At 61.8% G+C, this 13,771-nt stretch carries 11 protein-coding genes; 1 reads left to right on the top strand and 10 read right to left on the bottom strand.

Annotated features, from left to right (window positions below; genetic code table 11):
• The 3 genes from BLU28_RS11425 to BLU28_RS11415 are packed head-to-tail and all read right to left on the bottom strand — an operon-like array spanning position 1 to position 4,572.
• A complete protein-coding gene (locus BLU28_RS11425) occupies positions 1 to 2,991 on the bottom strand; it encodes a sarcosine oxidase subunit alpha (protein WP_022562851.1) in 2,991 nt (996 codons plus the stop codon).
• Complete coding sequence (locus BLU28_RS11420; RefSeq protein ID WP_022562852.1) at positions 2,988 to 3,308, bottom strand: sarcosine oxidase subunit delta; 321 nt, start codon at positions 3,306 to 3,308, stop codon at positions 2,988 to 2,990. The genes BLU28_RS11425 and BLU28_RS11420 overlap by 4 nt, the downstream gene beginning before the upstream one ends.
• 10 nt (positions 3,309 to 3,318) lie before the next feature.
• Positions 3,319 to 4,572 carry a sarcosine oxidase subunit beta family protein gene (locus BLU28_RS11415; protein WP_022562853.1) on the bottom strand — a complete coding sequence of 418 codons (1,254 nt, stop codon included), beginning with the start codon at positions 4,570 to 4,572 and terminating at the stop codon, positions 3,319 to 3,321.
• Between the two features lie 85 nt (positions 4,573 to 4,657).
• On the opposite strand from BLU28_RS11415, the gene BLU28_RS11410 reads away from it, so the two are divergent.
• A complete protein-coding gene (locus BLU28_RS11410; RefSeq protein ID WP_022562854.1) occupies positions 4,658 to 5,704 on the top strand; it encodes a GlxA family transcriptional regulator in 1,047 nt (348 codons plus the stop codon).
• A gap of 87 nt (positions 5,705 to 5,791) precedes the next feature.
• On the opposite strand, the gene BLU28_RS11405 is transcribed toward BLU28_RS11410, so the two are convergent.
• The 7 genes from BLU28_RS11405 to BLU28_RS11375 form a co-directional block, all read right to left on the bottom strand.
• Positions 5,792 to 6,607, bottom strand: coding sequence for a DUF2189 domain-containing protein (locus BLU28_RS11405; protein ID WP_064263446.1), 816 nt, complete (start codon positions 6,605 to 6,607; stop codon positions 5,792 to 5,794).
• A gap of 185 nt (positions 6,608 to 6,792) precedes the next feature.
• Positions 6,793 to 8,187: an FGGY family carbohydrate kinase gene (locus BLU28_RS11400; protein ID WP_022562856.1), complete on the bottom strand. Its 1,395-nt coding sequence runs from the start codon at positions 8,185 to 8,187 to the stop codon at positions 6,793 to 6,795.
• Complete coding sequence (locus tag BLU28_RS11395) at positions 8,187 to 9,449, bottom strand: NAD(P)/FAD-dependent oxidoreductase (RefSeq protein ID WP_064263447.1); 1,263 nt, start codon at positions 9,447 to 9,449, stop codon at positions 8,187 to 8,189. Before BLU28_RS11395 ends, BLU28_RS11400 begins: the two co-directional genes overlap by 1 nt.
• Positions 9,446 to 10,843 (bottom strand): NAD(P)/FAD-dependent oxidoreductase, encoded by a 1,398-nt coding sequence (locus BLU28_RS11390; RefSeq protein WP_064263541.1) that lies wholly within the window; start codon positions 10,841 to 10,843, stop codon positions 9,446 to 9,448. Before BLU28_RS11390 ends, BLU28_RS11395 begins: the two co-directional genes overlap by 4 nt.
• 145 nt (positions 10,844 to 10,988) lie before the next feature.
• A complete protein-coding gene (locus BLU28_RS11385) occupies positions 10,989 to 11,783 on the bottom strand; it encodes an ABC transporter permease (RefSeq protein ID WP_037091359.1) in 795 nt (264 codons plus the stop codon).
• Between the two features lie 12 nt (positions 11,784 to 11,795).
• Positions 11,796 to 12,674 (bottom strand): ABC transporter permease, encoded by an 879-nt coding sequence (locus tag BLU28_RS11380; RefSeq protein WP_064263449.1) that lies wholly within the window; start codon positions 12,672 to 12,674, stop codon positions 11,796 to 11,798.
• Positions 12,671 to 13,744 (bottom strand): ABC transporter ATP-binding protein, encoded by a 1,074-nt coding sequence (locus BLU28_RS11375; RefSeq protein WP_077985898.1) that lies wholly within the window; start codon positions 13,742 to 13,744, stop codon positions 12,671 to 12,673. Before BLU28_RS11375 ends, BLU28_RS11380 begins: the two co-directional genes overlap by 4 nt.
• Between the last annotated feature and the right edge of the window lie 27 nt (positions 13,745 to 13,771).

The following is a 13,771-nucleotide window of genomic DNA, read 5'->3' as shown; positions in this document are numbered from 1 at the left end:
TCAGATTTTAAGGCGGGTGTTTTCGGGATCGACAAAGACCATCCCGGTGATTTTCGCGGCGATGGTACGGTCCAGCATCGGGATGTAGACGGTCTCGCCCATCCGCTCATGACCGCCCTCCACCAGCGCCAGCGCGATCGGCTGGCCAACGGCATCCGAATGGTAGGATGATGTAACGTGGCCGACCATTTTCATCGGGATAGGCTGTTTCGGGTCGAAGACGATCTGTGCGCCCTCTTCCAGCTTCGAGCGGTCTTCCGTCAGAAGGCCGACGAGATGGCGGCGGCCCTTGGCGACGAGATCGGGTCGCGCAAGACCCCGCTTGCCGACGAAATCGGGCTTGTTCTTGCCCACGGCCCAGCCCATTGCCGCGTCATAGGGCGTGACGGTGCCATCGGTGTCCTGACCGACGATGATGTAGCCCTTTTCCGCACGCAGCACATGCATCGTCTCGGTGCCGTAAGGCGTGATGCCATATTGCTGACCGGATTCCCACAGGATTTCCCAGAGCTTGCGACCGAGCGGTGCAGGCACATTGACCTCGAAGCCGATCTCGCCGGTGAAGCTGACCCGGAACAGCCGCGCCGGCATGCCGGCCACGGTGCATTCCGCGCAGGACATATGCGGGAAGGCCTCTTCCGTGAGCTCCACACCTTCCACCAGCGGCGCGAGCAGCTTCGCCGCATTTGGCCCGTTCAGCGCAATGGTCGACCATTGCTCCGTGGTCGAGGTCAGCCAGACATTGAGATCGGGCCATTCCGTCTGGAGGTAATCCTCCATCATGTTCAGCACCCGGGCGGCACCGCCAGTCGTGGTGGTGACGTGGAAACGGTCGTCGGTCATGCGGCCGATAACGCCATCGTCGCGGATGAAACCGTCATCGCCGAGCAGCAGGCCATAACGGCAGCGACCGGCAGCCAGCTTTGTCCAGGGATTGGTATACATGCGGTTCATGAACTCGACCGCATCGGGACCGACAACCTCGATCTTGCCGAGCGTCGAGGCATCAAAAATACCCACACTCTGGCGCACCGCCCGGCATTCGCGGCGAACGGCGGCATCCATGTCCTCGCCCGACTTTGGAAAATACCAGGCGCGACGCCATTGCCCGACCGGCTCGTAGACCGCGCCATGGGCCTCGGACCAGCTGTCGATCTGCGTCTTGCGCGTCACTTCGAAATGCGCGCCGCGGTGATAACCGGCGAAGGCCCCAAAGGTTGTCGGCGTATAGGGCGGACGGAAGGTGGTGAGCCCCACTTCCGGCTGGCGTTTGCCCAGAGCTTCCGCAGCGATGTTGAGGCCGTTGATGTTGGACATCTTGCCTTGATCGGTGGCCATGCCATTGGTGGTGTAGCGTTTGACATGCTCGATGGAGCGCATGCCCTCGCGCACGGCAAGCCGCAGATCCTTGGCGGTCACATCATTCTGGTAATCGACGAAAGCCTTTGCCTTGCCGGCATCGCGGTCGCTCGGCAGTTCCGTGTGGGATACACCGCTGCCAATGCGGTCATGATCGACGGCATGACTGGAAACATTGGCGGTCTTGCCAAGGGCTGCAACGACTTCACGCCCCCGTTCCGCACCGTCCTTCAGTGCGGCCTCGATGCCCCAGAGCCCGCGACCGGCGCCTGCAATCACACAATCCTCATTGGTGAGCGCTGGCAGGAAGGTCGTCCGCTCGTCATCCCAGGCGATCTTACCCTGTGTGTGGGAGAAGAGATGCAGCGACGGCGTCCAGCCGCCCGACATCAGCACGGCATCGCAGGCAATGTCCTGACCTGCGCCGACCGTGGAACCATTCACCGGATTGACGTGAACCGATTTGACGCGCAACCGCCCCGACGTCGCCGTGACCGTATGTGAGAGCTTGACCGGAATGCCGAGCGCACGCGCCTCGTTTACCAGCTCCTCGCGCACCTTGGCGCGGGTATCGACGATGGCCTGAACAGGTGCGCCAGCACCGTGAAGATCGAAAGCGGCATACCAGGCGCTGTCATGGCTCGTCACCACCACTGGCCGGTTACCGACCTTGACGCCATAGCGGTTGAGATAGGTCTGGGCGGAACCTGCGAGCATCACGCCCGGCCGGTCATTGCCGTGGAAAACCAGCGGCTTTTCCAGTGCGCCCTGCGCCAGCACCACCTGCCGGGCTCTTACCCGCCAGAGGCGTTCGCGCGGCACATCCTTCGGTACGGTTTCGAGATGGTCGGTCAGCTTTTCGCAAAGGCCGATCATGTTCTGGTGGTAATAGGCAATCGCCGTGGTACGCGTCATCACCTTGACGCCCCGATCCTTCAGCGCCTCCACTTCGTCAGCAAGCCAGACCCAAGCGGGCTTGCCATCAATCTTCGCCTGCGGTTCCGAGAGCAGCGTGCCGCCGGCTTCGGCATTTTCATCGACCAGCACGACCTTGAGACCCTCGACCGCCGCCGCGCGCGCGGCTGCGAGACCGGCGGGACCGGCACCGACAATCAGCACATCGCAATGCAGGTTGCGCGAGGCATAGGTGTCAGGATCTTCTTCCGTCGGCGAAACGCCGAGACCCGCGGCCGCGCGGATGAAGGGCTCATAGACCTTGTTCCAGAAGCTCTTCGGCCACATAAAGGTCTTGTAGTAAAAACCGGCCGAAAACAGCATATAGGCCATGTCGTTGACAGCGCCGATATCGAATTTCAGGCTCGGATATTTGTTCTGCGAGGTGGTTTCCAGCCCGTCCCAGATTTCCTGCACCGTGGCGCGGGTATTCGGCTCGAACCGGCCGGCGCTACGGCGGGTGCCGATCAGCGCATTCGGCTCCTCGGAACCCGCCGCCACCGGGCCGCGCGGGCGGTGGTATTTGAACGAGCGGCCCATGAGATGCACGCCATTGGCGAGAAGCGCGGAGGCGACGGTATCGCCCTTGACGCCGCGATAGGTCTTGCCGTCGAAGGTGAAGCTGACCGAACGGGAAGCATCCACCCGGCCCCGGCCGGAAACGCGATAGGAGTTCATTTCGACACCTCGGAGCTTGCGGTCAAGCGTGTCAGGGAGGATAGTTCAGGGCGCGGCTCACCCGCACGATAGGTCGTCAGGAAACGGTCGCTCACCGTGTCGCGCACGGCGTTGAAGAAGCGGCCGCAGCCATGCAGGTGCCGCCAGCGTTCGAAATGCGGACCTTTGACGTTTTCGCGGATGAACAGGAATTCTTCCCATTGCTCATCTGTCTGCGACGACGGGTCGGCGGCGCGAACGACATGGGCCTGCCCGGCATAGGTGAATTCGGCTTCGGGCAGCGTTTCGTTGCAATAGGGGCAGCGGATCAAAAGCATCGTTATGTCCTCAGTGCGCCACGGCAGCGGCAGCGGCCTCGTCGATCAGGCGGCCGGATCGGAAGCGTTCCAGCGTGAACGGCGCGTTGATCGGGTGCGGTTCGTTTTTGGCGATGGTCCAGGCGAAGGTGTGGGCAGCACCCGGCGTGGCCTTGAACCCGCCAGTACCCCAGCCGCAATTCACATAAAGACCGGCAACGGGGGTCTTGCCGAGGATGGCCGAGCGATCCGGCGTGACATCAACGATACCGCCCCATTTGCGCAGCATCCGCATGCGGTTGAAGATCGGGAAGATTTCGACGATGGCCGCGATCGTATGCTCGATCAACGGCAGGCCACCGCGCTGCGAATAGGATGTATACTGGTCCGTGCCCGAACCGATCACCAGCTCGCCCTTGTCCGACTGGCTGATATAGGCGTGCACGGCGTTCGACATGACAACACAGGGGAAAATCGGCTTGATCGGCTCCGATACCAGCGCCTGCAGCGGATAGCTTTCGAGCGGCAGGCGGACACCGGCCGTATCCATGACGACAGAGGTGTGGCCGGCGGCCGAAACTGCAACCTTCTTCGCCTTGATGAAGCCCCTCGCCGTCTCGACACCGGCAACGGAACCGTCGGCGTTGCGGCGAATAGCGGTGACCGGGCAGTTCTGGATGATATCCACACCGCGCGCGGCAGCACCGCGCGCATAACCCCAGGCGACCGCATCGTGGCGCGCCGTGCCCGCACGCTCCTGCAATGCGCCGCCCATGACAGGGTAACGGGCGTCAGGCGAAAGGCTTAAGGGCGGGCAATATTCCTTGCATTCCTCAGGCGTGAGCCAGCGATTGTCGACACCGTTCAGGCGATTGGAATGGATATGACGCTTGAAGCTCTGCACGTCGTGCACATTATGGGCCAGCATCAGCACGCCGCGCCGCGAATACATGACGTTGTAGTTCAGTTCCTGGCTGAGATTTTCCCAGAGATCGACGGCGTGATCGTAAAGACGGGCGCTTTCGTCATAGAGATAGTTGGAGCGGATGATCGTGGTGTTACGGCCGGTATTGCCGCCGCCAAGCCAGCCCTTGTCGATAACCGCAACATTGGTGATGCCATGCTGGCTGGCCAGATAATAGGCCGCCCCAAGCCCATGGCCGCCGGCACCGACGATGATCACGTCATATTCGGCCTTCGGCTGGCTGTCGGGCCATTGTTCTTCCCAGTTTTTATTGCCCGTCAGGGCATTCTTCAAAAGACTGAAAGCATTAAAACGCGTCATGATCGGACCCGACGGTTGGAAAATCTGTTGTCGTAAAAGCTAGGATCATTTGCCATCGCCCGGCTGGACAATCGCGTCTGTTTGCATGAATATTTGCGTCATGAAATCGCACGTCGCCAAAAAACGCCTTAGCGTCGCCTTCCTGCTTGCCGACCGCTTCACGCTGTCAGCCTTTGCGAATTTCGTCGACGTGTTGCGCCTTGCCGCCGATGAGGCGGACCGCTCCCGACCCATCCTCTGCGAATGGTCGGTGCTCTCCGCAACGCTCGGCAGCGTGCAGTCGAGCTGCGGCGTGAAAGTGCAGCCGGATACGCGGCTGAGCGATGCCGGTCACTACGACTACATCGTCGTGGTCGGCGGATTGATCAGCGATCATAGCGCCCTGCCGCCGGAAGCACTGCGCTTCCTGAAAGACCGCGCAACGGCAGGCGTTCCGATTGTTGGCCTCTGCACCGGCGTCTTCATCCTCCACGAAGCGGGGCTGCTCGATGGCTATCGCTGTTGCGTAAGCTGGTTCCACCACCAGGATTTTCTCGACCGTTTCGATACGGTTCAGATGATCTCCGACCAGATCTTCGTCATCGACCGCGACCGGCTGACCTGTTCGGGCGGCCATGGTGCCGCGCATCTGGCGGCTTTCCTCGTCGAGCGCCATGTCGGCCAATCCGCCGCCATCAAGAGCCTAAACATCATGATGATCGACAGCGCGCTGAGCGGTGAGAAACCCCAGCCGGGCCAGCAGAGCACACGTAAGGCCAGCGATCCCCTTGTCAAAAAAGCGATCCTGCGGATGCAGCAGAATATCGAGGTTCCCAAGACCGTGCTGGAACTGGCAAGCGACCTCGGCCTTGGCCGCCGCAGCCTCGAGCGGCGTTTCCTCAATGATCTGAAGGCCACACCATCCAAGGTCTATCTGGAGCTCCGTCTCGACCGGGCGCTCTCGCTCCTGCGCACCACGCACGACCCCATCACCCAGATCTCGCTTGCCACCGGCTTTTGCGACGCACCCCATCTTTCCCGTACGCTTCGAACCGAGCGCGGTTTTACGCCCAGCGAATACCGCAAGACACAGGCCGGCCACACGGCAACTGAGGAAGAATTTGCCGTTGGCGTGCTGCTTCCAAAATCCTGAATGTGGTGCGCCGATCTCACGAACCGCCGCTTTCGAAGGTTGCCCGTCATTGCCGCAAGAACGGCACGACAGGGTTACTTGATAAATTCAAGACACACGGCTGGAATAATCGGGGACGATCATTTTCCGATAAAGGTGCCAAGTAGAATGGCCGAGAACGGGCACGACAACCGCTAAACCGACGAATGCCGGGATCGTCCCGAGAACGAGCAGCGCAGCGACAATCAAGCCCCATAGCGCCACCGGAACCGGGTTGACAAGCGTGGCACGGATGCTTGCATCCACCGCCGCGACCGCGCCGACATCCCGATCAAGCAGCAGAGGAAACGTCACCACCGTTGTCGCCAGCACGATGACGGCAAAAACGAAACCAGCCAGATTGCCCCAGATGACGAGAGAGAGCCCCTGCGGCGTTATCAATACATCGGAGAGAAAGGCGGAGAGCGAAACCGGAGCGGCCGCCTCGAAATTCACGGTGTAGATGTGCTGCGCAACAATCAGCCAGACAGCGAAAAGCGCAAGCAGCATGACGGCGACCGCGATGATCGACGGCAGTGCCGGAGAGTGACGAACCTCCAGCGCGTGCCGCCACGAACTATCCAACCCCTGTTCGCGCCTTCGACTGATTTCATAGAGGCCGATCGCCGCGACTGGGCCAATCAGTGCAAAACCCGACATCAGGGGATAGATCAGCGGCAGCATATTAGCGCCGGCACTCCACATCACCATGAAAACACCGGCGATCGGATACATGAGACAGAGAAAAAAATAATGGGACGGCTTTTCCTTAAAGTCCTCCAGTCCCAGCCTTAACGCGTCGGCTATATCTGCAATACCAATCTTGCGGACTTCCGGGCGGGCAAATTCGCCACTCGCACCGGCCATGACATGGAATGCCGTCATAGCACTTCTCCTCCTGCGCCATGATCCGGCTTGCAGTATGGGAACGCCCGGCGACTTTCACCCGTGCGTCAAACAGCAACCGGCCGACTTGTAATTTATCAAATTTCGTCGCCTTTGTCGCCTGTTCAATCCACCCACTGCTCCCTCTACGCCAAGGGAAGCGTGACAGCGGTTGCCAAGGCGCCTTATCGCCCCCAGCAGCGGGCATTGTCTATGGCGCGTGCGAACCGGGCGTGATCTTCGGCGCCGACCGATCCATCGGGCGCGAATATCTCGGTCTCGCGCCGCATGGCGGCGACATCAATGCCGCACAGTTCGGCCAGCCCTAGCGCCGTCAACTCGCGCATGGCCGGCACGCAAATGGTCCGGCCGCTGGCTGCTGCCAGAAAGCGGACAAAATAGCGGCTGTTCGACAGGCCGCCATCGATGGAGATCGTGTCGCCTATGGGAGCAACAGCCGATGCAGCTTCGATCAGCCGCGCCGTCAGCAGGGCAATACCTTCCAGCACCGCGCGCACCATGTCACTCCGCTCGGTGGCGTGGTTCATACCAATGAACAGCGGCACCGCGTGTCTGTCCCAATAAGGCGCGGCAAGGCCCGAAAACGCGGGTACGAACGCGAGACCACGGCGAATGGCCGATGGCCCCTCAAACCAATCGAGTTCGGCATTTTCAGCGTAGAGGCCAATCTTTTTCGCCCATTCGACCGCCGCGCCGGCATCATAGACGCCGCCTTCAATGGCGAAAACGGCGGGCGCGCCCTGCATCTGCCAGGCAATTGTTGGCAGAAGCTCTCCCGTCGATGGGCGCCCGTTACCGGCAACGGACAACAGAAACGCCCCCGTTCCGAAAGTTATCTTGCAATCGCCTGCCGTGCGGCAGCCGTGGCCATAAAGTGCGGCCTGCTGATCAACGATGGAAACGCGGATGGGCGTTCCCTCGATCGAACCGAAACCGCCGTCGACAGGGCCGACCTTGGGCAGGCAATCCATCGTCACGCCATGCAGCGCGCAGAGCTCCGGACTCCAGTCTCCGGTTGAAAGATCCAGCAGCCCCGTGCGCGACGCCGTCGCAAGGTCGGTGCGGAAACTGCTCGTCAGCCGGTCCAGAAAGAACGCGTCGGTGGTGCCCAGCCGCAAACGCCCGGCTGCCTTCGCCTCTGCCACTGCCGGATTGTGCCTGACCAGCCAGGCCAGTTTGCTGGCCGAAAAATACGGATCAAGCGGCAGCCCGCAAATCTCTTTCGAAAGATGTGTTGCCGAGGGCGGCAGGGCGGCCAGCGTTTGGGCGGTGCGGGCATCCTGCCAGACGATGACCGGCGACAGCGCCTCACCGCTGACGGCATCCCACGCCAGACAACTTTCGCCCTGATTGGCGATGGCGATGGCGTCCACCGGCCCGGCGGCGGCGAGCACCGCGCGGATATTAACAAGCAGTTCTTCCGGATCATGCTCAACATGATTGGCGGCGGGGTAAAATTGTGTGTGACGCCGGCTGGCCACAACCTCCGCCGTGCCGCCATCGATCACCACAAGGCACCGGGTTGACGTCGTCCCCTGGTCGATCGCCGCAATGCGCATCAACTGGTCTCCTGAAAATGAAAGGAAATCTGAGCCGCTTCAAACGCCGCAGCGGGAATGGGCACAAGCACACGGCGTTCAGGGAACCACTGGCCGGTCTTGCTCCACACTTCCTTTCCATCGAGACGAAGCGAAAGCATGCCTCGAACGCGTCTGGTGAAACGAAGCTGGAAGTCGCGAAAAGCCGGTCGTTCAAGCCCGCCAGGCCGCAGCATGGCGGGGACTACCAGCTTGAGCGGTTCAGCGAACGTGACGAGAACGCCCGGCGCGCTGCAGGGTGCCCGGGCGAGATCGTCGGCCACCGCCACGCCAACCCGACGGCCTTCGCGAAACGCCCAGCCGCCCGTTTCCACGGCCCGCAAGACATTTCCGCCGGCGAAGAAGATCGGATTGGCCATTCGCCCGTCCTGGTCGATCAACGGCCCGGCACTGCCTGCCGCCACCTCCACCGGGGATGCATCGAGAAGCGCCGCCTCCGGCGTGAACCGCCCGGTGAGCAGAACACCATCGCATTGAACTGTCAGGATACGACCATCCACCAGACGGATATCCGCCTCCTCGACCCGGCCGCGTCCGCGGATATCCGTGAGTGCGGCGCCACAATGAAAGGGCACCCCAACAACCGGCGGGAAGCATCGAAAAGGCCACCGCGCGAGTGGATAAGGCTCCGGCTCGATCATCGCTACCGGCCGGGCATGATGCGTTAGGCAGGTCAAAAGCGCAGAAAAGGAAACCAGTTCCGAACCGACGATCAGCGGCCGGCGAAATGGCATGATGCCGTGAAAGGCGACATAGGCTTGCAGCGTGCCGGTAGTGAGGACGCCCACCGGCCTGTCACCGGGCAGAAGCCGCGCGGAGCGTGGTTTTTCCCGCGCGCCCGTGGCCAGCACGATACGCCGGGCCTTCAGTGTCTCGACGCCGCGTGCCGATGTCACCAGCAGCGTCCCATCCTGCCCCAGTTCGACGACGGAATGACCGGTGCGGATATCGATACCCGCTTCCTGCGCCTGCCACTGCAGGCGTTGCGCATAAGCCGGGCCGAAATAGACACGTCCGAATTCGCGCATGCCAAAGGGAGAATGCACGCAATGCCGGGTCGCGCCGCCAAGAGCGGGTTCACGGTCGAGGATCATCACGGGGGCAATACCGCGCGCTTTCAGTTCCAGCGCCGCAGCCACGCCCGCCGGACCGCCGCCGACCACGATGACATCTGCATTCTCAAGGTTTTGATGCACGCGCTGAAACGGCTCCCCGGCGCTCATAGGTCCGCTCCCTCGCGGACGGAAAGCGGCGTTGCCAGACGGTCGCCGCTCATCGCGGCCAACCGCGCGTTACAATAAAAGCCCTGACAGCGCCCCATGCCGGCGCGGGTACGCCGCCGCAAGCCTCCGAAATCGCCGGGTGGCACCGCGCTCAAAAATGTCGCCTCGATTTCCCGGCGGGTGACGAGTTCGCAATGACAGACGATTTCGCCGTGATCGGCACGCTGCCAGTCCCGCCCGCAGGTTTCGGTCAGATTGGGCATCGTCACTTCAGGGATTGAGGATGGCGGGTTAAAGCGCGTACCGAAACCTTCGTGAAGCCTCAGCGCATGCTGCGCCAGTCCGAGCGCGGCACTGAGGCCCGTGGAGCGAATGCCGCCGAGCGTGATCGCCCGCCGGTCTGGCCGGGTGGAAATACGGTAGTGCTTCTTTTCAGAGGCCGGGCGCAGGCCGGCATAAACAGCGGTCACGGAAACGGAGGCCAGCGCGGGAACGATCTCCGCACCGCGTTCCAGCAGTCCTTCCAGCGTCGCCGTCTCGACCGTCGCGCGTTCGCGATCTTCCTGCTCTTCCGCCGTCGGACCGACAAGAACGTTGCCGAAGGCGGTCGGGCACACCACGATGCCCTTGGTAATTTCGGTCGGAACGGGCAGAACAATGCGCGGCACATGCCGGCGGGCAGCCTTATCAAGCACCACGAACTGCCCCTTGCGGGGCTTGATGGTGAAGTCGGGCGGAAATCCCAGACGTGCGTCGATGATATCTCCGAACAGCCCGGCGGCATTGACGACGCTGGCGGCAAATAGAGTGCCTGCCGTCGTCTCTATCTGCCACACGCCGTCGAATGCACCGGACAGGACCTCCGCGTTGCGCAGCAGCTGGGCACCCAGCGCCACCGCCTGCGTGAGATAGCCGAGCGGCGCGGACCAGGGATCGATGATATGTTCGCCCGGAACGTCAAGTGCGGCGACAAGGCGGCCGGACAGGCCCGGCATGGCTTCACGGGCCTTTTCGGCCGTGCGTAACTCAAGCCCGGCAATGCCATTGCGCCGCCCCTGTTCGGCGATCGCCTGCAGTTTTTCCGCTTCGCCCGGGTTCCAGGCGCAGACCAGTGCGCCCGTTTCGACGATGCTGAGGCCCATCCGGCCATGAATGGAGAGATATTCCGCCCGGCCTGCCTTCACCAGTTCCAGCTCCAGGCTGCCTTCCGGCGCATCGAAACCGGTATGGAGGATGGCGCTATTGGCCTTGGAGGCGCCGGACAGGATGTCGGGGCCTTTTTCGATCACCACCACCTTCGCACCGGAAAGTGCGAAACGGCGGGCGACCGCGCAACCGACGACACCGGCGCCAATGACGGCGACATCAAATTCCGTGGAGGGGGTCTCGGCCATGGGCTTACCTTTGCCTTCGTCGTTCAAAGCGAGATCAACAGGCGTGACGAGTCGCACCGATGCAGCAGCGGTGTTGATAAACGGGAATGAAATCTTCGCTTTTGCCAATCAGGGGCAGCCGGCACCGGCCGGCGACCCCGCAACTTTATTTCACAAAAGTCTTTGTCAGGCCCGCCGTGCGGTCAACGATGAAGACGACGGCAAGTGTGAGCACGATCAAGAGAACGGAAATGGCCGCAACAAGCGGATCCGCCTGGGTCTCCACATGCTGATACATGGCGACCGGAAGCGTGGTGATGCGCGGACCCGTGAGAAACAGCGAAATCACGGCTTCATCGAACGACACCAAAAAGGAAAGCGCCGCCGTCGCCACGACACCCGGCGCAATCATCGGCATGGTCACGCGGCGGAAAACCGTGAGCGGCGATGCGCCCAGGGTGGAGGCGGCCTCTTCGAAGATCAGCGGCAGGCCGGCAAGCGAGGTGGTAAGCACACGCAGCGCATAAGGCAGCACGATGATGAGATGCGCGATCACCAGACCGGTGAAGGTGCCGAGCAGACCGGCACCGGCAAAGACGATGAGGATCGCAAGGCCGAGAACGATTGTCGGCAGCAGCAGCGGCGCGGTGAAGAAGGCGAGAAGCGCGTCCGCGCCGATGACCCGCATGCGAACGATGGCATACGAGGCCGGCAGGGCGATCAGCATGGACAGCACGGTGACGATGATGGCGAGAAGGGTGCTGGTGCCCAGCGCTCCCATCATCTTCGAATTATGCATGAGATCCACATACCAGCGCAGGCTCCAGCCCGAAGGCGGGAAAGCCATGTAGCTATCGGCCGAAAACGAGATCGGCACCACGAGCACCACGGGCGCCAGCAGAAAAAGGAACATGATGAAGGCGACGATTTTCAGCGCCAGTGGAACGGGACGTTCTTCCATCTTCGATCTCCCCTAAAGAATGGCCCGCAGAAGCCGGGAATAAAGCACCAGAGCTGCACCGAAGATCACGAGAATGATCATCGACAACGTCGCAGCGAGCGGCCAGTTGAGCGTCACGATGGCCTGATCGTAAATTTCCGTCGCCAGAAGGAAGACACGCCCGCCGCCAAGCAGCTTGGGGGTGATGAACGAACTGACGGCGAGGACGAAAGAGAGCAGGCAACCGAGCGCGACACCAGGCATGGTGAGCGGCACGATGATGCGCCAGAACACCTTCCAGGGCGATGCGCCGAGTGTTTCGGCCGCCTCCTCGACACGCGGATCGAGCCTGCCAAAACCGGCAAGCAGCGCCAGGATCATATAGGGCATCAAGATTTCGGTGAGACCGATGACAACGCCGACCTTGTTGAACAGCAGCCGCACACCGCTTTCCGCACCGAATGCGAAGAGGATATTGTTGATGAGGCCGTCATCGGCAAGGATCGCGATCCAGCCATAGGTACGCACCACGGCCGAGGTCAAAAGCGGCGAGATGACCAGTACCAGCAGCAGCGTCTTCCAGCGACCCTGCGCCCGGTGAAGATAGAGCGCGATGGGATAGGAAGCGATGAGCGTGAGGACGGTGATCAAGAGGCTGGTCAGAATGCTCTCGCCGATCAGTTCGATATAAAAACCGTCGGTCAGCGTCGATGTCCAGTTGTCGAGTGTGTGGGCTTCGCCAAGACCGCCGCCGCCGATGCTTTCGCGGAAAGAAAGCAGGAGCAGGTTGAAGACCGGCATCACAAAGGCAAGGCCGTTGACCGCAATGATCGGCCCGAGAAGAAGCGTTGCGAGAAACACCATGGAGGATGTACGGCTGCCGGGAGCCGTGATCATGACCGCCGCTGTCATTGGTTTGCTCCGAAGACCAGCGTGTCCTCCACGCGCCAGACGAGGCTGACCGCGCTGCCCGCCGCCACCGGCGTTTCGCCGCCTGATGTGGCACGCTCTACGGACAGCGTCTGGCCGCCCGCGGCGATCTCGTAATGGAGGATGTCACCGGCATAATAGACATCGCGGACTTCACCGGTGATACGATTGACCGGTGCTCCCTCGAAATCGGGCGCGACGTCACCGGCCACCGTCATGGCCATGCGATGCGGCCGGACCATAAGGTCGATCTTGCCGTTGTGCGAACCGGGCGCCCGCAATACCGCATCACCGACCGTGATGTGATCGCCGACCGCGTTTCCGACCAGGCGGTTGGTGCGGCCGACGAAAGAGGCGACGAATGCCGTCGCCGGGCGCTCGTAGAGGTCGTGCGGCGTGCCGAGCTGTTCCAGACGCCCGCCATTGAGAACGGCGACCTTGTCGCACATGCTGAGCGCCTCCACCTGATCATGGGTGACGAAGATCGAAGTGATGCCGAGCTGTTTCTGGATACGGCGTATTTCAGAGCGCATCTCGTCGCGCAGCTTGGCGTCGAGATTGGAAAGAGGCTCGTCGAACAGGAGAATGGAGGGCTGGATGACGAGAGCACGTGCCAGTGCGACACGCTGCTGCTGGCCGCCGGAAAGCTGGGCCGGTCGGCGGTCCTCGCGCCCTTCCAGACGCACCATGGCGATTGCCTCACGGGCACGCCGTTCCGCTTCCGCAGCCGGCACCTTGCGCATTTCAAGACCGAACATGACGTTCTTGAGAACCGTCATATGCGGGAACAGCGCATAGCTCTGAAAAACAAGGCCAATATCACGCTTGTAGGGCTCAAGCCGGGTTACGTCCTTGCCATCGATCAGGATCGAACCCGACGTCACCGGGGCAAGCCCGGCAATCATGCGCAGCGACGTCGACTTGCCGCAGCCGGACGGACCGAGAAAGGCGACCAGTTCGCCCTTGGGTATCTCGAGATTGAGATTATCCACGGCGACCATGGTTTCATAGCGCTTGGTCAGCGAACGAATTGAGAGAAATCCTGGCTGCATGATGTCTGAAGTTCCCATTCTGGCTTT

The sequence above is a fragment of the Agrobacterium pusense genome, assembly GCF_900102105.1.
Classification (GTDB): domain Bacteria; phylum Pseudomonadota; class Alphaproteobacteria; order Rhizobiales; family Rhizobiaceae; genus Agrobacterium; species Agrobacterium pusense.
Note: the sequence above shows the minus strand (reverse complement) of the source record. Positions and strands in the feature narration are given on the sequence as shown.